A 21382-nucleotide genomic window follows, 5' to 3' on the forward strand; every position below is an offset into this window, starting at 1 on the left:
GCATGTGGGTCGAAGTCCGCCGGGTGGTGACGGATCTCACGGAAACGCGCGTCGTCGATGCGGACCGTTCTATTCGCCGAGATTGGCGGGAGAGCAATAGGTATCGTGGATATTGCAGCCCGTGCCGCCCTCTTTCGTGCATTCGTCGAGGGCGGTGGTCTGCGAACTGGCCGGCGTCGCCTCGAAGCCGAGGCCGTAGGTGGATCCGTCGGTCGAGCGTGCGAGCGAGGCGCAGCCGTCGTGAAACGGCTTGGTGACTTCGCAGGTCATATTGTGCTCCTGGCAGAGCGCCTGCACGGCATCCATCGCCTGATTCCGGCTCGCCTTCTCGGTGATGAAGACGACTGAGGCGTTGTGCGGGTCGACGCCGACGGCGCCGTAGCTGTTGTCGTCCGCCGCAGCCGTCGTCGCCGGCAGCACGGCGCCCAGGGCGACCAATAGCAACATCCGCAGCAGGGTCATCGTCGTCTCCCTCGTAGCGACGCGGCGGGCCATCATGGCGCGGTGGCGATGCCGGGTTCCGGCACCGCCCGAGATGCGATCGCCGCGGCTCCTCTAACCCGCCCGGCCGCGAAAGACCACAGGCGTCGCGTCTACCAGCGGTAGTGCGAGAAGGCGCGGTTGGCGTCGGCCATCTTGTGCGTGTCTTCGCGCTTCTTCACCGCGGTGCCGCGGTTGTTGGCCGCGTCCATCAGCTCGCCGGAGAGACGATCGATCATCGTCTTCTCGTTGCGCTTGCGCGCGGCGGTGATCAGCCAGCGAATCGCCAGCGCCTGACGGCGCTCGGGGCGGACCTCGACCGGGACCTGATAGGTCGCACCACCGACGCGGCGGGAGCGAACCTCCACCTGCGGCGACACGTTCGACAGCGCGTCGTGGAACATCTGCAGCGGATCGGTGCGCGCCTTGGACTGGCACTGGTCCAGCGCACCATAGACGATCCGCTCGGCGGCGGACTTCTTGCCGTCGTACATGATGGCGTTCATGAACTTCGACAGCACCACGTCACCGAACTTCGGATCCGGCAGGACTTCGCGCTTTTCAGCGCTGTGACGACGCGACATTCGCTAACCTTTGTTTCACTGCGACGACGTGGTCGCCGCAACCGTGCAAATCTTTCCGACCCTTCGGCGTCGCTCGTGTGAGCCGCCGGCCTGGGTGCCAGCCGGCGCCCCGACACGCGAAAATCCGTGCCGGACCGCAGTCTCTCGTCACGCACCTGCGCGGTGCGCGCGGGGGATGAGCCCCCTTCATCCGTCGATCCGTCTCGCCCCTTCGGGGCCGACGCGGGAGCAGCGGCGCAATCACACCGTCTCCGCGCCCGGACAGCGGATGATCTCCGAATTACTTCGGCCGCTTGGCGCCGTACTTCGAGCGGCGCTGCTTGCGGTTCTTCACGCCCTGCGTGTCGAGCACGCCGCGCAGGATGTGGTAGCGCACGCCCGGAAGGTCCTTCACGCGCCCGCCGCGGATCATCACCACGGAGTGCTCCTGAAGGTTGTGCCCCTCGCCGGGGATGTAGCCGATGACCTCGTACCCGTTGGTCAGGCGGACCTTGGCCACCTTACGCAGCGCCGAGTTCGGCTTCTTCGGAGTCGTCGTGTAGACGCGCGTGCACACGCCCCGCTTCTGCGGGTTGGCCTCCATGGCCGGAACCTTGTTGCGCTTGACCGGCGCGACACGCGGCTTGCGGATCAACTGGTTGATCGTCGGCATCAAACCTCTCACGCGGCGAATGCCGCACACTTCTCACCGGCTCCAGCCGGACGAACACCCCGGCGAAACCGCCGGATCTCGGAAACGGCGCGCCACTCGGGGTGACGTCGCCAACGGGCAAACGCGCCGCTACAGCCCCCCTCTGAGGAGGACAGGCGCGACGCGGAAAACTAGAGCGGAGCGAGCGATCAGCCCGCTCGAACTCGAGACGGGGTACCTGAGCAGCGGATCGAACACGATAATGCCCGCGCTCGAAGGCCTGCCGTACGGTCGGCGTCACATAAAGACAGACGCGCCGCCCGTCAAGCCTCGCGAGGCGGGTTCCGTCGGCCATGACCCACCGCATATGGGACCTTAATGGTAGATTTGTGCCTGATCAATTGCACGCCACCGACAGGTTGCCGTAGATAGCGGGCCAGTTCACCGAGCCAGAGCCCCACCATGTCGCGTTCGAATATCGCTCAGCTCATTCTGGCCGCACCGGCCGTGCTGACCGCCGAGAAGTCCTTCCGCCGGAACCCCGTCATCGGCTCCGAGCGGCTCAACCAGAGGGGGCTGCACCGCCGCCGCGTGGCGCTGGCCGCCAGGATGGCCGAGCGACGCCGCGCCGCCCTCGCCCCCCGCCTCGACCCCGACGAGCGCGCCCGGTTCGACCGCGACGGCTTCGTCATCCGCGAGAATGCCCTGCCGCCGGAGCTGCTGGCGCGCGTGCGCGAGGAACTCGCCACCCGGCCCCTCCCCGCCTGGGAGATGCGCCAGGGCCAGACCATCAACCGCGTGCTGCCGCTGCCGCGCGACCGCTCGGCCCTGGGCGAGCTTGCCCGCTTCGTCCACCGGCCGGACGTGCATACCCTCATCGGCTACGCCGCCGGCCGCACCGGCAACGTCGTCACCATGTTGCAGACGATCGCCGTCGACCCGGCGTCGGGCGAGTCCGACCCCCAGGCCCACCTCCACGCCGACACCTTCCACCCCACCGCCAAGTTCTGGCTCTTCCTGCACGACGTGGGCGACGACGACGGCCCGTTCGCGTACGTCCCCGGCTCGCACCGGCTGACGCCCGAGCGCCTCGCCTGGGAGGACGCCGAAGCGCGCACCGCTACGCAGAGCGCCGATCCGCACCACGCCGCCGGCTCGTTCCGCCTCACCGAGGACGGGCTCGGCCGGCTGGGCTACGGCGGCTTGCAGCGTTTCCCCGTCCCCGGCAACACGCTCGTCGTGGCCGACACCTACGGCTTCCACCGCCGCGTCGAGAGCTTGCGGCCCACCGTGCGGACCTCGCTCTACGGCGTCGCGCGGCGCAACCCGTTCGCGCCCTGGAACGGGCTCGACGTGCGAGATCTGCCCTTCGTGCGCGATCGCGGCATGTCGATCTACCTCGCCGGCGAGGACCGGCGCGCCAAGCGGGGCAAGAAGGTGGTCTACGCCAACGTCGGCACCATTCTTGCCGGGGCCGAGCAGCAGCTCTGACCCGGCCTCAGCGCACGCTCGTCGCCATCGCCGCGCCGAAGGCGACGAAGAGCGCACCGGTCGCCGCGTCCACCCCGCGCCGGGCCGCGCGGTAGGCGTTCGCCACGGCGCGGTGCGTCAGCGAGAAGACGACGATGGTGTACCAGATGGACGAGATCGTCAGCATCAGCGCGACGGCCGCGAGGCCCTGCCACCAGGCCGGATCCGGCGGCATCGCGGCGGCGAAGAGAGACGCGACGAACGCTGCCGTCTTCGGATTGGCGAGATTGGTCGCGAGGCCGAGGCGGAAGGCCCAGGCCGGCCCGTGCACCACGTCGGCGACCTCGGCTCCCGCCTTGCCACGGCGCCGCGCCTTCCACAGGAGCTTGGCCCCCAGGAACGCGATGTAGATGCCGCCGACCACCTTCAGCACCGCGTAGGCGAGCGGCGCCGCACTGAAGAGCGCGGTGATGCCGAGCCAGCCCGCGACGCCCCACATCGCCGTGCCGACCAGCGTGCCGCCGACCGCGGCGAAGGCCACGCGGCGCGAGCCGCCGACGGCGCAGCGCACCGCGACGAGGAAATTGGGGCCGGGCGTGACGGCGGCCACGGTCCAGATGAGGGCAACGGTGGGCAGAAACATCGGGGTCGCCGCGGCTGGAAGGCCGACGCCGCCGGCGGCTGGTGACGCCCGCCACACCGGCAGGCGCCGCGCGACCGACGAGGATCGAGCGCATTCGGATGATGATCGGCCGATCTACCACGCGCCGCGATGCCCGCCAAGCGACCGCGGCGCCGCCGGGCGCCCTCACGCCGCGATGATGTTCGCCTCGGGTCCGTAGGGGAAGCCGGTGATGTTCTCGGCTCCATTCTCGGTGACGACCAGGATGTCGTGCTCGCGGTAGCCGCCGGCGCCCGGCGTCCCCTCGGGGACCCACAGCATCGGCTCCATGGAGACGACCATGCCGGGCGCCAGCACGGTCTCGATGTCCTCGCGCAGCTCCAGCCCCGCCTCGCGGCCGTAGTAGTGGCTCAGCACACCGAAGGAGTGGCCGTAGCCGAACGAGCGGTAGTCCAGCAGCCCCTCCTGGGCGAGGAACCCGTTCAACACCTCGCAGATCGCCGCGCACGAGATCCCTGGCCGGATCAGCGACAGCCCCAGTTCGTGCACCGCGACGTTCGCCCGCCAGAGCCGCAGCGTGGCGGCGTCCGGCTCGCCCAGGAAGAGGGTGCGCTCGAGCGCGGTGTAGTAGCCGCAGATCATCGGAAAGGCGTTGAGGCTGAGGAGATCCCCCGCAGCCAGCGCGCGCGTCGTCACCGGGTTGTGCGCCCCGTCGGTGTTGAGGCCCGACTGGAACCAGCACCACGTGTCGCGCAGTTCGCTGCCGGGATGCGCCGCCGCGATCGCCAGCTCCATCGCATCGCGACCGGCCATCGCCACGTCGATCTCGCGCGTGCCGACACCGATCGCGTCCCGCATCGCCGCGCCGCCGATGTCGGCGATCCGGGCTCCGTCGCGGATGAGCGCGATCTCCTCGGCCGACTTGACGAACCGCGAGGCCATCGTCGCCGGCGCGACGTCGACCAGCGCGGGGGCGCCGAGCGCGGTCGACAGCGCATCGCGCGCGGCGAGGGTGAGGTGGTCGCCCTCGATCCCCAACCGTGGCGCGGGGCCGACGAGATCGGCCACCGCACGCCAGAAGTTGCCACGCCGCCAATCGGTATAGATCACGTTGTCGCAATGGGAGCGTCGGCGGGGCTGGCCCCCGTCGATGTTGGCGGTGACGGTCGTCGCCGCGTCCGCCGTCACGACGAGGCCGAAATTGCGGCCGAAGCCGCAATAGAGGAAACCGGAATAATAGGCGATGTTGTGCATCGAGGTGAGCAGCACCGCGGGGACGTCCGCTTCGGCCATGATGGCGCGCAGGGACGCCATTCGCCGGGCGTATTCGGCCGGCGAGAACGCAAGCGCGGCGCGGGCGCCGTTCGGCCGGGCGAAGGTGGCGGGTCGGGTCGAAAGGTCTGACATCGTCGTGTCCTAGACGAGGCCGGGCCGCATCGACGCCGCCCGGCCGCCGGTCCGGGCGTGCAGGACGCTAGGCCGCCGGCAAACCTCGACGACGACCGCGCCGAGGGGTGGTCCGCGACGCCATCGCGGCCCCCGTGCGCACACCCGGCGTAGCCGATCGAAACGCGGCGATCAATTGCCCTGCCGCCCCCGCACGGTGTACGAATGCGACAAGTATCTTGCATGCAAAGTAGTCCAACTTCGGCCAATTTGACGACATTGGAATCAGCGCAGCGAGACGGCCTCGCCGCCCCACCCGTCCGCCCCGCCCCCCCTGATCCCTCCCCCATGATCCCGGCCCCTGATCCGGCCTTGACCCCGGCCCCGTCGGCCGGGCCTCATGGCAGGGTCCCGGACGAGGCCTCATGAAAGGCGTGCCATTGCACCTGCGTCAGCTCGAAGCGTTCCGCATGACGGTCGAGAAAGGGTCGATCACCCGCGCCGCCGAGGCGATGAGCCTGTCCCAGCCCGCCGTCACCAAGCTCGTCGCCGCTCTCGAGGCGGACCTCGGCTTCTCCCTCTTCGAACGCACCGCCAACGGTGTCGTCCCCACGCCCGAAGGCGTCGCCTACCATGGCGAACTGGAGCGCGCCCTCCTCGGTCTCGCCCGGTTGGAGGAGGCCGCGCGGGAGATCCGGGGACTGAAGCGCGGGCACGTGCGGATCGGTGCCATGCCGGCCGTCGCCACCGCCTTCGCGCCCGACGTGATCTGCAGCATCAAGGCCGATCACCCCGGCATGCGCGTCATCCTCGACGTGCACACCTCGCAGCGGGTCGCGGACCTCACGGCCGCCGCCGCGTTCGACCTCGGCTTCGCGCACCTGCCGGAGCGGCGCAACGACATCGAGGTGGTGGCGAGCTACGGCATGGACTGCGTCGTCGTCATGCCGCCTGACCACCCGCTCGCCGCCCTCCCCGTGATCCGCCCGGCCGACCTCTCCGGCATTCCCATGGTCGCCCTCGGCCAGCACACGGTGATGGCCTCCCTCCTCGACGCGGTCTTCGCCGATGCCGACGTCGCCCGGACCATCGCGGTGGAATGCCAGCCGAGTTTCGCGGCCTGCGCCCTCGTCGTACGCCGTGCCGGCGTTGCCATCGTCGACCCCCTGACGCCGCAGCTCTTCGGACCCGACCAACTGGTGACGCGCCCTTTCATCCCCACGGCGCGCTTCACCTTCCGCCTCATCCGCCCCATCGGCGTGCCGCATTCGCACGCCGCCCAGGTCGCCGTCGACGCGGTGCTGGAGATGGCCGAGAAGAGCCCCGCCATCCACTGCGAACGCGGCTGAAGGCGGGGCGGAGCCGATCCCCTTATATTCCTTGCGGTTATTCACTTCCCGGTTTTATGAATTTGACGGCATGGAACGCCGCTTCCTAAACTTTCGGACTATCCCGCTTCACAAGGGCTCCACCTATGGCGCACCGCAAGCCGACCGGGTCGTTCGTCGCCCTCGTCACGCCCATGAACCTCGATGGCTCCATCGACTACGAGGGCTTCCGCACCCTGCTCGACTGGCATCATGAGAACGGGACGTCCGCCGTCCTCATCATGGGCTCGACCGGCGAGGTGTCCATGCTGTCGCCCCAGGAGCGGCGCGACATCGTCTCCCGCACCGTGAAGATGCGGCCGGGCGGCATGCAGATGTATTACGGCACCACCGGCGCCAACACCGAGCAGACGGTCGCCAACGTGCAATATGCCGCGGCCGAAGGGGCCGACGGGGCGATCTTCGCCGCCCCCGCCTACATCTGCGCCGACAACGGCGACATCCGCGAGTACGCCCGCGAGGTGCTGGACAGCGCCGACCTCGCGATGGGCTTCTACAACAACCCGCCGCGGGTGAAGACCGATCTGCACTGGAGCGACATCCTCGCCATCGCCGACCATCCCAACATGGTCGTCCTCAAGGAGAGCACGACCCGTGTGGGCCAGGTGGCGCAGGTTTGCGCGGCCAAGCCCGACATGTCGATCATGTGCTGCTGCTCGCCCAACCTCGGCCTCGTCATTCCGACGATGGCGCTGGGCGGCCACGGTACCGCCAACATGACCGGCAACCTCATCCCGCGCGAGATGGTGACCATCTCCACGCCCTGGACCTCGGGCGAGGACGCCTTCGCCTGCCGCGAGGCATGGCTGACCTATCTGCCGATCCTCCACTTCGCCTACTCGGCCATCAACCCGGTCGCGGTGAAGACGCTGATGCGCGCGCTGGGGCTGCCCTCCGGACCCCTGCGCAAGCCGCTGCGCCCCCTCGCTCCCGAGGCGCTCGCCAAGGGGCTCGACTCCATCAAGGCGCTGGGCCTCGACCGGGCCTATGGGTTCGACCTCAGCCCCGCGGTGGCGGCCGAGTAATCACGGCGCGATGAGCACATCCCCAACGAAGCGGCGCCTGTGCCCGACGAGACGGCACCCGTGAGCGTCGAGCGGGCGGTCGTCATCACCGGCGCCGCCAGTGGCATCGGCGCCGCGACGGCCCTCGCCCTCGCCGCGCCCGGCACCGGCCTGATGCTGACCACACGCGGCAACGCGGCCGGCCTCGCGGCCACCGTGACCGCCGCGCGCGCCGCCGGCGCCGAAGTCGCCGAGATGCTGGGCGACCTCACCACGCCGGGCGTGGCCGAGGCGCTGATCGAGGCCACCCGCGCAGCGTTCGGCCGGGTGGACCAGATCGTCTCCAACGCCGGCAAGGCCGAGAAGGCGCGCGTCGCCGAGGTGGGCGCGGCGGACGTGCTGCGCGCAGTGAACGTCAACGCGCTGCCGGTGCTGGCGCTCGCCAACGCCGCGCGCGACGATCTCGTCGCCTCGCCCGTCGGCCGCATCGTCGCCGTCAGCTCCTTCGTCGCCAACGATTTCGGCATCAACGGGACGGTGTTCCCGGCGACCGCGGCGGGCAAGGCCGCGCTCGAAGCGCTGATGAAGGCGCTGGCGTTCGAACTCGCGCCGACCGGGGTCACCGTCAATTGCGTGGCGCCCGGCTTCACCCGCAAGCGCGGCGGGCATGCCGCACTCGGCGAGGCGGCCTGGATCGCCGCTGCCGAGGCCACCCCGTCCGGCCGCATCGCCGAGCCGGAGGACATCGCCGCCGCGATCGCCTTCTTCCTCACGCCGGGCGCGGCGCACATCACCGGCCAGGTGCTGCGGGTCGACGGTGGGCTGTCGCTGCAATGAGCCGGCCGCCGGCCCCGCCACGCGGCGCACGGGCCGCGGCACCGTCGCGGCCGCGCGACGCGGCCCGTCCCGGCCGGACGGCAACGATCTTGCATTCCATTGCGCTGACGTCCCTCCTGGACAACCTGGAGCGTGTGGATCCGTGCCCGGCCGCATCCGTGCCGTGCCGTGCGACCGCACGCGCCGGGTCCGGCATGGCCGGGCGTTCCCCCTCCGCCGCACCCGCGGGAGCACCGACATGACCGACCTCGCCGCCCTCTCCGCGGCCCGGATGACCGCCGGATACGCCGCCGGCGACTTTACCCCGCTGGACGTGCTCGAGGCGGTGGAGACGCGCGCTCACGCCCTGCAGCCGCGCCTCAATCCGTTCTGCCGGTTCGATCCCGAGGGTGCACGGGCCGCCGCCGGCGCCGCATTGGACCGCTGGCGTTCGGGCACGGCCCGCGGCCCGCTGGACGGTGTCCCGGTCAGCGTCAAGGACATGATCCTGACCGCCGGCATGGCGACGCTGAAGGGTTCGCGCACGGTCGACCCGGCCGGCCCCTGGAGCGAGGACGCCCCGTCCGTGGCCCGGCTGCGCGCCGCGGGTGCCGTGATATTCGGCAAGACGACGACGACCGAGTTCGGCGGCAGCCCATTCTCGACGAGCCCGCTCACCGGGCCGACCAACAACGCCTGGAATCCGCACTACGGTTGCGCCGGATCCTCGATGGGGGCGGCGGCGCAGCTCGCCGGCGGCGCCGGGCCGCTGGCGCTCGCCAACGACGCGGCGGGTTCCATCCGCATGCCGGCGAGCTTCGGCGGCTGCTTCGGCATCAAGCCGACCTACGGCATCGTCGCCACCTATCCGCCGAGCGCAGCCGGCAACCTCGGCCACGTCGGCCCCATGAGCTGGACCGTCGCCGACGCGGCCGCCATGCTCGCCGCGATCGCCGGCCCCGATCCGCGCGATCCGGACGCACTGCCGTTGCAGCCCGCCACGCAGACGGCCCCCGCCGACGGCGTCCGCGGCCTGCGGGTCGCCTACTCGCGCAGCCTCGGCATCCGCGACCCGGAGCCCGAAGTCGCCCGCGCGGTCGACGCCGCGGCCGGCGTCTTCGCCGACCTCGGCGCCCACGTGGAGGAGGCGACGCCGGACCTCTCCGGCCTGTTCGAGGCCTACGACGTCCTACGCATCTGCAACCGCGCCGCCGGGATCCTCGCGCTGCCCGCCGCGGAGCGCGCCAAGCTGGACCCCGTCGTCGCCCGCGTCGCGGAGATGGCGGCGGCCTACGGCGTGGCCGACTATGTCCAGGCGCTGGCGGAGCGGCAGCGGCTGAAGCGGGTGATGCTGGATTTCCACACCCGCTACGACCTCCTGCTGACGCCGACGATGGCGGTGCTGCCGCACCGGCAAGGCATCCAGCAGGCCCCCGGCGATCGCCACTGGTACGAGATGAACGACGAGGTCTGGGCGCCGTACACGTTCGCCTTCAACATGACGCAGCAGCCGGCGGCGAGCATCACCTGCGGCCTCACCGGTGCCGGCTCGCGCGAGGCGCCGGGGCTGCCGATCGGATTGCAGATCGTCGCCGCGCCGTTCCGGGACGCGCAGGTGCTGGCCGCCGCCGCCGCCTTCGAGGCCGCGCATCCGGTCGCACGGCCGGTGCTGGCGGAGGTCGCCGTCTGATGCGGATCGCGATCCTCGGCCTGGAGCACGAGACCAACACGTTCCTCCCCGGCCGCACCACCTACGAGGACTTCGTCGCCCCGGGCGGCTGGCCGCCGCTGTCGCGCGGCGAGGCGGTGCTGCCCGCCCTCGAAGGCTCGGGCGTCGCCACCGCCGGCGCCGTCGCCGCCGCGCGCACGCACGGCGGCGTGGAGCTGGTGCCGATCCTGTGGACCATCGCCCTCCCCGGCGCGACCGTCGCCGAGGAGGCGTTCGCGCGCCTGATGGACGACGCGATCGCCGGGCTGAAGGCCGCCCACGCCGAGGCACCGCTCGACGGCGTCTTCGCCGAGATGCACGGCGCCATGGTCTCGGAGGCGCACGACCACGCCGAGGCGCACCTCGCCGGTGCCATCCGCGCCGCGCTCGGCCCCGACGTGCCGCTCGCCGTCGCGCTCGACCTTCACGGCAACATCTCCGACAAGCTGGTCGACGCGGCGACCCTGCTGGAAGCCTACCGCACCTACCCGCACGTCGACATGAAGGAGACCGGCGCGCGGGCCATGCGCCGGCTGATCGCATTCCTGGCCGACGGCGCGGCGCCGCAGAAGGCCGTCGCGCGCCCGCCGTTCCAGATCGCGTTGACCTGGCAATGCACCCTCTTCGGTCCCGGCAAGGCGGTGGTGGACGAGGCCGAGGCGATGATGGCGGCCGACCCGGACCTCGCCGTGGCCACCTTCTTCGGCTTTCCGCTCGCCGACATTCCCGGCGCCGGCCCCGCCATCGTCACCCAGCACCCGGACGCCGCGACCGCCCGCTCCGCCGCCCGCCGGCTCGGCGCCCTGTGGGACCGGCTGGAGCCGCAGTTCGACGGGCCGCTCCCCGATGCGCCCGCCGCCATCGCCGAGGCGATGCAGTGCGCCATGGAGCCCGGCCGCGGCCCCGTCGTCATCGCCGACACACAGGACAATCCCGGCGGCGGCGGCCCCGGCGACACCACCGGCATGCTCGCCGCGCTGCTGGCGGCCGACGCCCCGGCCCTCCTCGTCCACATCGCCGACGCCGACGCCTGCGCGGCCGCCCACGCCGCCGGCCTCGGCGCCACGATCGACGTCGCCCTCGGCGGCCGCGCCCTCCCCCAGACCGGCGCGCCCATCGCCGGGCCGTGGATCGTCGCCGCGCTCGGCGACGGCCGCTTCGTCGGCGAAGGGCCGATGTACGGCGGCAATCACATCGCGCTCGGCCCGGTCGCCTGCCTGACCCGTGGCAACGTGCGCGTCATCGTGGCACCCAAGCGGATGCAGGCATCCGAGCCGGCGCTCCCCAAGCACCTCGGACAAGATCCGTTCGAGGCGCAGATACTGGTGGTCAAAAGCTCGGTACACTTCCGCGGCGCCTACCAGGATCGCGCGCGCCGGGTCATCGTCGCCCGCGCGCCGGGCCCGGTGACCGCCGACCTCGCCGACCTCCCGGCCCGGCGACAGACGAAACGTGCCGCCGGCCGGGCGAGCCAGACCATCACCACTTCATGACGGAGGACCACTCGTGAAAGTTCATGCAACCATCGCCCTGGCCGCGCTGCTCGGCGCCTCGGTCCCGGCGTTGGCCGGCGCGGACGACAACTCGCTGACCATCGGTCTGGGCGAGGAGCTGCCCGGCTTCGACGGCTACACGTCGACCTCCCGCGACGGCGTGGTGATGACGCGTCACCTGTTCGACATGCTGATCTGGCGCAACCCGGACAACTTCGAGTACGAGCCGCTGCTCGCCACCGAGTGGGAGCGCGTCGACGACAAGACCTACGAGTTCAAGCTGCGCGAAGGCGTCACCTTCACCGACGGCTCGCCCTTCAGCGCCGAGGACGTCGTCGGCACCCTCACCTACTGGGCCGATCCCGACAACGGCGCCCGCTCGCAGTCGTCCGTGTCCTGGATCGACACGGTCGAGGCGGTGGACGACATGACGGTGCGGATCGTCTCCAAGGAGCCGTTCCCGGCGGCGCTCGAGTTCGTCGCCGGCTCGCTGCCGATCTACCCGTCCGACTACTTCGAGAAGGTCGGCGCGGCGGAGTTCGCCAAGGCTCCCGTGGGCACCGGCCCCTACAAGCTGGAGGGCGTCTCCGGCGGCACCACCACGCTGACGATGAACGAGACCTACTTCGACAGCCCCAAGGCCCCGTCGATCGAGACGCTCGTCATCCGCACCATCCCCGACGACGCGACCCGTATCGCCGAGCTTCTCGGCGGCGGCATCGAGTGGACGTGGAACGTGCCGGCCGACCAGGTGGCGCAGATCGACTCGGTCCCCGGCCGCTCCGCGGTGCTCGGCTCGACCATGCGCATCGCCTTCATCGGCCTCGACGCCGCGGGCCGGACCGGCGAGGGCAACCCGCTGACCAACGTTCAGGTGCGCAAGGCGATCAACCACGCGATCGACAAGAAGACCATCGTCGAGAACCTCGTCGGCGGCGACGGCGAAGTGATCGACGTGCCGTGCTACCCGATGCAGTACGGCTGCGACACGTCGGCCGCCGTCACCTACGACTACGACCCCGAGAAGGCCAAGGAGCTGCTCGCCGAGGCCGGCTTCGGCGACGGGTTCGAGGTGTCGATGACGTCCTACCGCGACCGGGCCCGCGCCGAGGCGGTGCAGGCCTATCTCGGCGCCGTCGGCATCAAGGCCAACCTCGAGATGCTGCAGGCACGCGCGTCGTTCTCGGGCTGGCGCGAGGGGCAGACCGAGGTCTGGTACGGCGACTGGGGCTCGTTCTCCATCGCCGACGCGCAGGCCTCGCTCGGCAACTTCTTCGACGGCTCGTCCAACGACGGGTTCCGCGACGAGGAGGTGATGGCGCTGGTGGCCGAGGCGGCCAACACGGTCGACGAGGACGTGCGCAAGGCGAACTACGCCAAGGCGATCGAGATGATCACCGAGCGCGCCTACATGGTGCCGATGCACACCGTCACGATGGGCTACGCGTTCGACGAGAACCTCGACTTCAAGCCGAACGTGGACGAGCTGCCGCGCTTCTTCCTCGCGTCCTGGTAATCTCGGATCGTGCCGTAGAGGGCATATGACCGACCGCCATCGGTCGGGCCGTCCGCCGCAGGGTGATCGACGGCCCCCCTCCGGTACCCTAGATCAGGCCCGTCCCGGCATCGTCGGGGCGGGCCGCTTCGAAAGCTGAAGTATGCTTCGATTTCTCTTGCGTCGTCTGATCGTTGCGGTTGCGGTGGCCCTCACCGTCTCGGTGATCACGTTCACCTTGTCACACGTGGCGGTGGACCCGGCGCTCGCCGTCGCGCCCGACAGCGCGACCGACGCGGACATCGCCGCGATCCGCCGGCAGTTCGGTTTCGATCGCCCGCTTCCCGTGCAATATCTCGACTATCTGGGCGACATCGTCACCCTCGACCTCGGCGTCTCCTATCTCACGGGCGAGCCGGTGGCGGCGATGATCGCCGAGCGCGTGCCGACGACGGCGCTGCTCGCCCTCTTCTCCATCCTCTTCGCGCTGGCGATCGCCATTCCTCTCGGCGTCCTGGCGGCCTGTTTCCCCAACACCATCGTCGACCGCTTCTGCCTGATGCTCGCCGTCGCCGGGCAGGCGATCCCGAATTTCTGGGCCGGGCTCATCCTGATCCTCGTCTTCGGCGTGCAGCTGCGCTGGTTGCCGATCTCCGGATCCGACACTCTCGCCCACTTCGTCCTGCCGACGATCGCCCTCGGCACTTTCGCGATGCCGGCCCTGATGCGACTGACCCGCGCCGGCATGCTGGACGTGCTGGCGGCGGACTACATCCGCACCGCGCGCGCGATGGGGCTCGCATCGCCGGCGATCCTGTTCCGGTGGGGGCTCACCAACGCGCTGCTGCCGGTGATCTCGCTGACGGCGGTGCAGTTCGGCTTCATGCTCGGCGGGTCGATCATCATCGAGAGCGTGTTCGCGATCCATGGCGTGGGCTATCTGGCGTGGCAGTCCTTCTCGCGCTCGGACATGCCGGTGATCCAGGCGATCGTGCTCATGGTCTCCCTGGCCTACATCGTCCTGACCTTGCTGGCGGACCTCGTCAACGCGTGGATGGATCCGCGCATCCGGAGCGTGGCATGAGCGAGACCGCGGCCGCCGCCCCCTCCCCGCGCGCCCGGCGCCTGCGCGCCCTGCTGGCGCAGAAGAGCCTGCTGATCGGCGGCGGCGTCGTCCTGCTCGTCGTCCTGGCCGCCCTCTTCGCCCCCTGGCTCACGCCCTACGGCCCGGCCGAGCCGGACATCGCCAATCGCCTCAAGCCGCCGTTCTGGGACGCGGACACCGTCGCCGGCCATCCCCTCGGCACCGACCAGCTGGGGCGCGACTACCTCACCCGTCTCCTCTACGGGGCGCGCATCTCGCTGGTCATCGGCCTCGTCGCGGTGGCGATCTCGGCGACGATCGGCATCACCCTCGGCCTCGTCGCCGGCTACTTCGGCGGGCGGGTCGACGCGCTCATCGGCTTCGTCATCACGACGCGCCTGTCGATGCCGATCGTCCTCATCGCGCTGGCGGTGGTCGCGGTGGCCGGCGGATCGCTGACCACGGTCACCCTCGTCATCGGGCTCCTCATCTGGGACCAGTTCGCAGTCGTCACACGTACCGCGACGCAGCAGGCCCGCTCGGCCGACTATGTCCGCGCGGCCGAGGCGATGGGATGCTCGCTGGCCCACATCCTGGCGCGCGAGATCCTGCCCAACATCCTCCCCGCGGTGATCGTCGTCGCCACGGTGGAGCTGGCCAACGCGATCCTTTTGGAGGCGGCGCTCTCCTTCCTCGGACTGGGGGTCCAGGCGCCGTTGCCGTCGTGGGGCCTCATGCTGTCGGAAGGGAAGAACTTCATGTTCTTCGATCCCTGGCTCATCACCTTGCCGGGCCTGTGCCTCTTCGCGTTGACGATGGCGATCAACCTCATGGGTGACGGTCTGCGCGACGGGTTGCGCGGGGGGCGGCGATGAAACTCCTGTCGGTCGAGGGCCTCACGGTCGAACTGCCGACCGGGTCGGGCCCGCTGTCGGCGGTGCGTGGCGTCTCGCTGGAGGTGAAGCGCGGCGAGACGCTGGGGATCGTCGGCGAATCGGGCTGCGGCAAGTCGATGACGGCGCTGTCGCTGCTGGGGCTGACGCCGCCGGGCGCGAAGGTCGCCATGACGCGATACGAGTTCGAGAAGACGGACGTCCTCGGGCGGCACGGCGTGAAATCGCTGCGCGGGGCGCGGATCGGCATGATCTTTCAGGAGCCGATGACGGCGCTGAACCCGGTCTTTCCGATCGGCTCGCAGCTCACCGCCGTCTATCGGCGCCACAAGGGCGGCACGCGGGCGGCGGCGCGCGAGCGGGCGGTGGCGCTGCTGGAGCGGGTGGGCATCTCCAACGCGGCGGCGCGGCTGGGGCAGTACCCGCACCAGCTCTCGGGCGGGCTGCGCCAGCGCGTCATGATCGCGATGGCGCTCATGTGCGACCCGGCGCTGATCATCGCCGACGAGCCGACCACCGCGCTCGACGTCACGATCCAGATGCAGATCCTGCAGCTGCTGCAGGACGTTCGCACCTCCTTCGGGACCGGCCTCATCCTCATCACGCACGACCTCGGCGTCGTCTCCCATGTCGCGGACCGGATCGCGGTGATGTATGCGGGGCAGGTGGTGGAGACCGGCAGCACGGCCTCCATCCTGTCCTCGCCGCGCCACCCTTACACCGCCGGGCTCCTCGGCAGCCTGCCGCAACCGGGCCGGCACGAACCCGGCAGCCCGCTCGCCACGATCCCCGGAATGGTCCCCTCGCTGATCCACCCGCCCCAGTCCTGCGCCTTCAGCGACCGCTGCCCCCGCGCGCTCCCCCGCTGCGGCGCGGCGATGCCACCGCTGAAGATCGACGGACCCGGCCGCGAGGTGCGGTGCGTCAACCCCGAGCCGCTGGGGTGGATCGCGTGAGCCCGGCTGCGGGCCCCGCTCCCGCCGCGCCGCGGGCCGCGCCGCCGGTCCTGGAGGCGCGCGGTGTGGTGAAGCACTACGACGTCGCGACCGGGCTGATCTCCGCCCCCCGGCGCCTCACCGCGCTCGACGGGGTGGACCTCGCGATCACCAAGGGCGCCGCGATCGGCCTCGTCGGCGAGAGCGGCTCGGGCAAGTCCACCTTGGCGCGGCTGCTGCTGGGGCTGGAGAAACCCACCGCGGGCGACATCTCGTTCGACGGGGCGCCGCTCGGCACGCTCGGCCGGCGGGCCATCGCGCGGCGCGTGCAGCCGGTGTTCCAGGACCCGTTCGGCTCGCTCAATCCCGCCCACTCGGTGGCCGAGATCGTCGGCCTTCCGCTCGCCGTCCACCGGATCGGCGACCGGCGCGCGCGCTCCGCGCGGGTGGCCGAGCTGCTCGACCAGGTAGGCCTGCCGAGCCGGGTGGCAGCGGCGCGCCCGCGCGAGCTCTCCGGCGGCCAGCGCCAGCGCGTCGCGATCGCCCGCGCCCTCGCCATCCGCCCGGACGTCCTGGTGTGCGACGAGCCGACCTCCGCGCTCGACGTCTCGGTGCAGGCGCAGATTCTCAACCTGCTGGCGGACCTGCGGCGGGAGACCGGCGTGGCGCTGCTCCTCATCAGCCACGATCTGGCCGTAGTGGAGCACCTGTGCGAGCGGGTCGCGATCCTCTATCTCGGCCGCATCGTCGAGGAAGGCCCCGCCGAGGCCGTGCTGCGTGACCCGCAGCATCCCTATGCCGACGCGCTCGCCCGGTCGGTCCTCACGGTCGGCACCGGCGCAGGGCTGCCGGACCTCGGCCTCGGCACGCAGTGGCCCAACCCGCTCGACATCCCCGCCGGGTGCCGCTTCCACCCGCGCTGCCCGCGCGCGATCTACGATTGCCGCGGCATCGACCCGCCGCTGCGCCCCGTCGCGCGCGAGGGCGTGGCGGGCGCGGCGGCCGGACGGGCCGCGTGCATCCGCCTCCCGGCGGTCCCGGCATGAACGCGGCCCGGCCCCTCCCCGATCGACGCGGCGCGCTCGGTCCGGCGCCCCGTCGTTCCGCCTGCACCGGCGGGGGATGCGTTCGATGAGCCTCGGTCCGCCCGAGGTGATCCTGGCGGCCGACCTCGGCGCCGGGTCGATCCGCGCCGCGGCCATCGGCTTCGACGGGCGCACCCACGCCATCGCCCGCCGCGCGTTGGCGATCGACGAGCCGGCCCCCGGATGGGCCGAGGCGGACCCGGACGTGTGGTGGCAGGCGCTGTGCCAGACCATGTCCCAGGTGCTCGCCGGCGTGACCCCGCGCGCGATCGCGATCACCGCGATGACACGCTCGCAGGTCTTCCTCGACCGGGCCGGGCGCAGCCTGCGGCCGGCGATCATCTGGCGCGACACGCGCGCCGCCGCGGAGGCCGCCGCCTGCGCCCGCTGGCTGCCGATCGAGAATCCCGCCACGGCGGTCAACCCGTTTCACACGTTGGCCCGCGTCGCCTGGCTGCACCACCACGAGCCGGCGACGTTCGATGCGCTGGGCGCCGTGCTCGAGCCCAAGGATGCGCTCAACCTGCGCCTCACCGGCGTCACCGCCGCCGACGGCGTCACGGCCGCGCGGTTCGACGATCTCGCCCCCGCCGCCGGTGCCCCGGCCTGGCTGAGCGACAGCCTGTCCCGCCTGGCGCTGCCGCGGCGCATGCCATGGCAGGCGGTCGGCACCGTCACCGCCACCGAGGCGCCGTTCGACGGGCTGCGCGGGCTCCCCGTGTTCGGCGGCGCGATGGACACGTGGGCCGGCGCGGTGGGCGCCGGGGCGGTGGCGCCGGGCCTCGCCTACGACGTCGCCGGCACGTCCGAGGCGGTCGGCCTGATCACGGCGGGCGGTGCGCGGGTGAACGGCCTCGTGCCGCTTCCCTGGACCGAGACCGCCTTCCAACTCGGCGGACCGACGCAGGCCGGCGGCGACGCGGCCCGCTGGGCGTTCGAGCTGCTGCGCCTGTCCGGCGCGTTGTCGGACGCGGTCGAGCGGGCCGGCCGGATCCCGCCGACACGGCACCTGCCGGTCTTCCTGCCCTACCTCGCCGGCGAGCGGGCGCCGGTGTGGCGCACGGACGTCGGCGGCCAGCTCTCCGGCCTGACCCGCGCGCACGGGCCGGCGGAGGTGATGTTCGCGGTGCTGGAAGGCGTGGCCGGCGCCGTGGACGACATCGTGCGCACCGCCGAAGCGGCCGGCACCACGGCCGAGGCGGTGCACATCTGCGGCGGCGGAGCCCGCAGCGACGCCTGGTGCCAGCTCAAGGCCGACGTGCTGGGCCTGCCGGTCGTGCGCCCGCGGGAGGTGGAGACGGGGCTCGTCGGCTCGGCGGCCGCGGCGGCCGTCGGCCTGGGTGTCTACGCCTCGCTGGCCGAGGCGGTCGCAGCCATGAACGGGCCGGAGCGGACCTTCCTGCCGCGTCCGGAACACGCCGACGCGTTCGCCGAACGGCGCGCCGCGCGCAAGGCGCTGAAGGCGTTTGCACTCGCCCACCCGCTCGGCCCATGATCGCCGTCGACACCATGCGCCCGCCCCCTCTCCGCGTTTCGAGCACACCCCCGTCATGACCGAGCCCACCGTCCCGAATGCCGACGCCAGCGTGGCCGGCGGCGGCACCCCAGTGCCCTCGCCCGCAGCGCCGCCTCCGGCCCCCACGTCCGGGCCGCGCTGGGGCGACGTCCTCGCCACCTACGGAACCGCGCTGGGCGGTATCGCGGTCTTCCTGGTGTTCGCGCTGACGGCGGACAATTTCCTCAACCTCGCCAACCAGTTCACCATCCTGCGGCAGGTGAGCTTCCTGGTCGTCTTCTCGATCGGCTTCACCTTCGCGCTGACCGCGGCCGAGCTCGACCTGTCGTTCGCGGCCGTCGCCTCGCTGGCGGGCGTCGTGTGCGGCGGCATCGTCCACCACGGCTATCCGTGGCCGCTCGGCGTCGCCGCGGCGCTCGCGATCGGCGGCGTCTTCGGCCTCGCCAACGGGCTTTTCGTGACGCGGGCCAAGATCCCCTCGCTGATCGCCACGCTCGCCACCGCCTCCATCGCGTCCGGCTGTGCCTTCGCGCTCACCGAGGGCGTCGCCTGGGTCGGCCGGTGGGACAAGAGCTTCCTGTGGCTGGGGCGCGGCCAGATCGGCGGCGTGCCGGTCTTGGTGGTGTGGATGGTCGTGGTGGCCGCCGTCGCACTCTTCCTGGTGCGTCAGACCCGATTCGGCGTGTGGCTGACGGCGACCGGGCAGGCCGACGAAGCCGCCCGCCTCGCCGGCATTCCGATCCGCGCCATGAAGGTCTGGGGGCTGACGCTGTGCGGCCTGTGCGCCGGCCTCGGCGCGGCGTTGCTGACCGCCTCGCTCTCCTCCGCCGGCCCCGGCAGCGCCGGCGAGTTCCTGATGAAGGGCATCGCCGCGGTGCTCCTCGGCATGACGATGTTCGAGCCGGGGCGCGCCAACGTGCCCGGCACGGTCGTCGGCGCGCTCGTCATCGGGGTGCTGGCCAACGGCCTCGTGCTCGTCGGCGCGGCCTACTATGTGCAAGAGATCGTGCTGGGCGTCATCATCCTCGCCTCGGTCGCACTTTCCGCCTCGACACTCACAAAAGCGGCCTTCACCGTCTGACCTAGGGAGTCTCACATGCGCTTACGTCCCCTCCTCGCCGCCGCGGCCTTCGCGCTCGCCGCCACGCCGGCGGCGGCCGTCGACCTCGGCATCGTCGCCTTCCAGATGTCGTCCGACACGCACGCCCGCGTCGCCAACGCCGCCAAGGCCGCGGCCGAGGAGCTCGGCTGGGACGTGACGCTGCTGAACTCCGCCGGCGCCATGCCCGAGCACGCCGCACAGATCGAGAACCTCATCCAGGCGGACGTGGACGCGATCATCATCGCCATGGGCAAGCCGGTCGAGACCGACGCGCAACTCGCCGAGGCGAAGGCGGCCGGCATCCCGGTCATCACCGTCGCGTCCGGCGGCAGCCAGCAGACCCTGTTCGACGTGCAGGCCAACGAGTACCAGGTGGGCGCGATGATGGCGCTCTACATGCTGGGCGAGCTGGGCTACGAGGGTAAGATCCTGGAGGAGCGGTTCGAGGGCAACGTCGCCACCCGCATCCGCGGCCGCATCCTCGACGCCGTGCTCGCCGAGAATACCGCGGTGGAGGTCGCCGGGACCCACGCGATGGCCCGGACCAAGAGCTGGCGGGACGACGTGCGCGCCGGCATGGAAGCACTGATCCTCCAGAACCAAGGCGAGATCGACGGCATCTGGGCCTCGTTCGACGGGCAGGCCTTCATCATCGACGACATCCTCGCCCAGCAGGGCATGGCCAAGGGCGACGTGGTGCTCGTCTCGGCCGACGGCGGGCCGGAGGCGTACGACCGCATCGCCGATGCGTCGAGCCTCCTGATGGCGACCGTGACGGTGCCGTTCGAGGAGATGGGCGAGATCGCCGTCGACAGCGTCAAGCGCATCCTGGACGGCGAGAGCGCGACCGACATCACCCCCGGCCCCTACTACCTGGTCGACCCCGTGCTGGTGGACCAGTCCAACGTCGCCGAGTACGTCTCCGAGTGACGTCCGCCGCGCCCCTCCTGGCGCTCGAGGGCGTCGGCAAGCGCTACGGCGCGGTGGAGGCGCTCTCGGGCGTCTCCTTCGCGGTCGGGGCGGGCGAGACCCTGGCGATCTGCGGCGACAACGGCGCCGGCAAGTCGACCTTGATCCGCATCGTCTCCGGAGCGCAGCCGCCGTCGGCCGGCACCATCCGCCTCGGCGGCGCGCCGGTGACGTTCGCCTCGCCCGCGGACGCGCTCGCCCAGGGCGTCGCGACGATCTACCAGGACCTCGCCCTGGCGCCGACGATGACGATCGCGCAGAACGTCTTCCTCGGCTCGGAGCTACGGCGGCGCGTGCTGCCGGGGCTCTACGTCCTCGACAAGCGGCGCATGGCGCGTGAGGCCGCCGCGCATCTCGCCCGCCTGCGCCTCGCGGTGCCGGACATGGGCCGGCGCGTCGCCGACCTCTCCGGCGGCCAGCGCCAGGCGGTCGCCATCGCGCGGGCGCTGCGGTGGCAGGCGCGCATCGTCATCATGGACGAGCCGACGGCCGCCCTCGGCGTGCGCGAGACGCGGCTGGTCCTGTCGCTCATCAAGGAGATCGCGGCGCAGGGGATCACGGTGATCCTCATCAGCCACAACATGGCCGACGTGGTGGAGGTCGCCGAGCGCGCCCTGGTGCTCAAGGCCGGCCGCCTGGTGCGCGACACGCCGCTCGACGGCTGGACCGCCGACGACCTCTCCCACGTCATCATGAGCCACGAGACCGCCGCCGCCTGAGG

At 71.5% G+C, this 21382-nt stretch carries 20 protein-coding genes; 15 read left to right on the forward strand and 5 right to left on the reverse strand.

Annotation, left to right across the window (positions count from 1 at the left end):
* Positions 1 to 69 precede the first annotated feature (69 nt).
* The 3 genes from MRB58_RS05245 to rpsL all read right to left on the reverse strand — a co-directional run bounded on the left by MRB58_RS05245 (position 70) and on the right by rpsL (position 1716).
* Positions 70 to 462, reverse strand: a complete 393-nt coding sequence (locus MRB58_RS05245) for a DUF4189 domain-containing protein (RefSeq protein WP_244780675.1) — start codon at positions 460 to 462, stop codon at positions 70 to 72.
* Positions 463 to 593: 131 nt separating this feature from the next.
* Positions 594 to 1064, reverse strand: coding sequence for a 30S ribosomal protein S7 (gene rpsG, locus MRB58_RS05250; RefSeq protein ID WP_244780676.1), 471 nt, complete (start codon positions 1062 to 1064; stop codon positions 594 to 596).
* Positions 1065 to 1344: 280 nt separating this feature from the next.
* On the reverse strand, positions 1345 to 1716 hold the full coding sequence (rpsL, locus tag MRB58_RS05255) for a 30S ribosomal protein S12 (RefSeq protein WP_075219909.1): 372 nt from the start codon (positions 1714 to 1716) through the stop codon (positions 1345 to 1347).
* Positions 1717 to 2157: 441 nt separating this feature from the next.
* On the opposite strand from rpsL, the gene MRB58_RS05260 reads away from it, so the two are divergent.
* Positions 2158 to 3186, forward strand: a complete 1029-nt coding sequence (locus tag MRB58_RS05260; RefSeq protein ID WP_244780677.1) for a phytanoyl-CoA dioxygenase family protein — start codon at positions 2158 to 2160, stop codon at positions 3184 to 3186.
* 7 nt (positions 3187 to 3193) lie between these two features.
* Here the strand turns inward: MRB58_RS05260 and MRB58_RS05265 are convergent, their stop codons facing one another.
* Together MRB58_RS05265 and MRB58_RS05270 are read right to left on the reverse strand one after the other, a co-directional pair.
* Positions 3194 to 3808: a LysE family translocator gene (locus MRB58_RS05265; protein WP_244780678.1), complete on the reverse strand. Its 615-nt coding sequence runs from the start codon at positions 3806 to 3808 to the stop codon at positions 3194 to 3196.
* 165 nt (positions 3809 to 3973) lie between these two features.
* On the reverse strand, positions 3974 to 5194 hold the full coding sequence (locus MRB58_RS05270) for a M24 family metallopeptidase (protein WP_244780679.1): 1221 nt from the start codon (positions 5192 to 5194) through the stop codon (positions 3974 to 3976).
* Positions 5195 to 5598: 404 nt separating this feature from the next.
* On the opposite strand from MRB58_RS05270, the gene MRB58_RS05275 reads away from it, so the two are divergent.
* The 14 genes from MRB58_RS05275 (at position 5599) to MRB58_RS05340 (ending at position 21380) form a co-directional block, all read left to right on the forward strand.
* Positions 5599 to 6522: a LysR family transcriptional regulator gene (locus tag MRB58_RS05275; RefSeq protein WP_244780680.1), complete on the forward strand. Its 924-nt coding sequence runs from the start codon at positions 5599 to 5601 to the stop codon at positions 6520 to 6522.
* A 125-nt stretch (positions 6523 to 6647) separates the two neighbouring features.
* Positions 6648 to 7586 (forward strand): dihydrodipicolinate synthase family protein, encoded by a 939-nt coding sequence (locus MRB58_RS05280; protein WP_244780681.1) that lies wholly within the window; start codon positions 6648 to 6650, stop codon positions 7584 to 7586.
* A gap of 60 nt (positions 7587 to 7646) precedes the next feature.
* Positions 7647 to 8402 carry an SDR family NAD(P)-dependent oxidoreductase gene (locus MRB58_RS05285; protein ID WP_244780682.1) on the forward strand — a complete coding sequence of 252 codons (756 nt, stop codon included), beginning with the start codon at positions 7647 to 7649 and terminating at the stop codon, positions 8400 to 8402.
* Positions 8403 to 8640: 238 nt separating this feature from the next.
* A complete protein-coding gene (locus tag MRB58_RS05290) occupies positions 8641 to 10071 on the forward strand; it encodes an amidase family protein (RefSeq protein WP_244780683.1) in 1431 nt (476 codons plus the stop codon).
* Complete coding sequence (locus MRB58_RS05295; protein WP_244780684.1) at positions 10071 to 11582, forward strand: M81 family metallopeptidase; 1512 nt, start codon at positions 10071 to 10073, stop codon at positions 11580 to 11582. The genes MRB58_RS05290 and MRB58_RS05295 overlap by 1 nt, the downstream gene beginning before the upstream one ends.
* A gap of 13 nt (positions 11583 to 11595) precedes the next feature.
* The gene (locus MRB58_RS05300; RefSeq protein WP_244780685.1) at positions 11596 to 13098 is read left to right on the forward strand and encodes an ABC transporter substrate-binding protein; all 1503 of its coding nucleotides are present in this window, start codon (positions 11596 to 11598) and stop codon (positions 13096 to 13098) included.
* Between the two features lie 142 nt (positions 13099 to 13240).
* Positions 13241 to 14161 carry an ABC transporter permease gene (locus MRB58_RS05305; RefSeq protein ID WP_244780686.1) on the forward strand — a complete coding sequence of 307 codons (921 nt, stop codon included), beginning with the start codon at positions 13241 to 13243 and terminating at the stop codon, positions 14159 to 14161.
* A complete protein-coding gene (locus MRB58_RS05310; protein WP_244780687.1) occupies positions 14158 to 15036 on the forward strand; it encodes an ABC transporter permease in 879 nt (292 codons plus the stop codon). The genes MRB58_RS05305 and MRB58_RS05310 overlap by 4 nt, the downstream gene beginning before the upstream one ends.
* Entirely contained in the window at positions 15033 to 16010 is a 978-nt protein-coding gene (locus tag MRB58_RS05315; protein WP_244780688.1) for an ABC transporter ATP-binding protein, read from the forward strand. Before MRB58_RS05310 ends, MRB58_RS05315 begins: the two co-directional genes overlap by 4 nt.
* Positions 16007 to 17035, forward strand: a complete 1029-nt coding sequence (locus tag MRB58_RS05320) for an oligopeptide/dipeptide ABC transporter ATP-binding protein (protein WP_244780689.1) — start codon at positions 16007 to 16009, stop codon at positions 17033 to 17035. Before MRB58_RS05315 ends, MRB58_RS05320 begins: the two co-directional genes overlap by 4 nt.
* An 85-nt stretch (positions 17036 to 17120) precedes the next feature.
* The gene (locus tag MRB58_RS05325) at positions 17121 to 18569 is read left to right on the forward strand and encodes an FGGY-family carbohydrate kinase (protein WP_244780690.1); all 1449 of its coding nucleotides are present in this window, start codon (positions 17121 to 17123) and stop codon (positions 18567 to 18569) included.
* A gap of 55 nt (positions 18570 to 18624) precedes the next feature.
* Positions 18625 to 19671, forward strand: a complete 1047-nt coding sequence (locus MRB58_RS05330) for an ABC transporter permease (protein ID WP_244780691.1) — start codon at positions 18625 to 18627, stop codon at positions 19669 to 19671.
* A 15-nt stretch (positions 19672 to 19686) separates the two neighbouring features.
* Positions 19687 to 20622: a sugar ABC transporter substrate-binding protein gene (locus tag MRB58_RS05335; RefSeq protein WP_244780692.1), complete on the forward strand. Its 936-nt coding sequence runs from the start codon at positions 19687 to 19689 to the stop codon at positions 20620 to 20622.
* Complete coding sequence (locus MRB58_RS05340; protein ID WP_244780693.1) at positions 20619 to 21380, forward strand: ATP-binding cassette domain-containing protein; 762 nt, start codon at positions 20619 to 20621, stop codon at positions 21378 to 21380. The genes MRB58_RS05335 and MRB58_RS05340 overlap by 4 nt, the downstream gene beginning before the upstream one ends.
* The last annotated feature ends 2 nt before the right edge of the window (positions 21381 to 21382 follow it).

Origin of the sequence: Acuticoccus sp. I52.16.1 (assembly GCF_022865125.1) — a bacterium.
GTDB lineage: Bacteria > Pseudomonadota > Alphaproteobacteria > Rhizobiales > Amorphaceae > Acuticoccus.

Excerpts from the sequence above, each read along its gene's own strand:
- MRB58_RS05245 (WP_244780675.1), bottom strand. The coding sequence starts at position 462 with ATGACCCTGCTGCGGATGTTGCTATTGGTCGCCCTGGGCGCCGTGCTG.
- rpsG (WP_244780676.1), bottom strand. The coding sequence starts at position 1,064 with ATGTCGCGTCGTCACAGCGCTGAAAAGCGCGAAGTCCTGCCGGATCCG.
- rpsL (WP_075219909.1), bottom strand. The coding sequence starts at position 1,716 with ATGCCGACGATCAACCAGTTGATCCGCAAGCCGCGTGTCGCGCCGGTC.
- MRB58_RS05260 (WP_244780677.1), top strand. The coding sequence starts at position 2,158 with ATGTCGCGTTCGAATATCGCTCAGCTCATTCTGGCCGCACCGGCCGTG.
- MRB58_RS05265 (WP_244780678.1), bottom strand. The coding sequence starts at position 3,808 with ATGTTTCTGCCCACCGTTGCCCTCATCTGGACCGTGGCCGCCGTCACG.
- MRB58_RS05270 (WP_244780679.1), bottom strand. The coding sequence starts at position 5,194 with ATGTCAGACCTTTCGACCCGACCCGCCACCTTCGCCCGGCCGAACGGC.
- MRB58_RS05275 (WP_244780680.1), top strand. The coding sequence starts at position 5,599 with ATGAAAGGCGTGCCATTGCACCTGCGTCAGCTCGAAGCGTTCCGCATG.
- MRB58_RS05280 (WP_244780681.1), top strand. The coding sequence starts at position 6,648 with ATGGCGCACCGCAAGCCGACCGGGTCGTTCGTCGCCCTCGTCACGCCC.
- MRB58_RS05290 (WP_244780683.1), top strand. The coding sequence starts at position 8,641 with ATGACCGACCTCGCCGCCCTCTCCGCGGCCCGGATGACCGCCGGATAC.
- MRB58_RS05295 (WP_244780684.1), top strand. The coding sequence starts at position 10,071 with ATGCGGATCGCGATCCTCGGCCTGGAGCACGAGACCAACACGTTCCTC.
- MRB58_RS05305 (WP_244780686.1), top strand. The coding sequence starts at position 13,241 with ATGCTTCGATTTCTCTTGCGTCGTCTGATCGTTGCGGTTGCGGTGGCC.
- MRB58_RS05310 (WP_244780687.1), top strand. The coding sequence starts at position 14,158 with ATGAGCGAGACCGCGGCCGCCGCCCCCTCCCCGCGCGCCCGGCGCCTG.
- MRB58_RS05315 (WP_244780688.1), top strand. The coding sequence starts at position 15,033 with ATGAAACTCCTGTCGGTCGAGGGCCTCACGGTCGAACTGCCGACCGGG.
- MRB58_RS05325 (WP_244780690.1), top strand. The coding sequence starts at position 17,121 with ATGAGCCTCGGTCCGCCCGAGGTGATCCTGGCGGCCGACCTCGGCGCC.
- MRB58_RS05330 (WP_244780691.1), top strand. The coding sequence starts at position 18,625 with ATGACCGAGCCCACCGTCCCGAATGCCGACGCCAGCGTGGCCGGCGGC.
- MRB58_RS05335 (WP_244780692.1), top strand. The coding sequence starts at position 19,687 with ATGCGCTTACGTCCCCTCCTCGCCGCCGCGGCCTTCGCGCTCGCCGCC.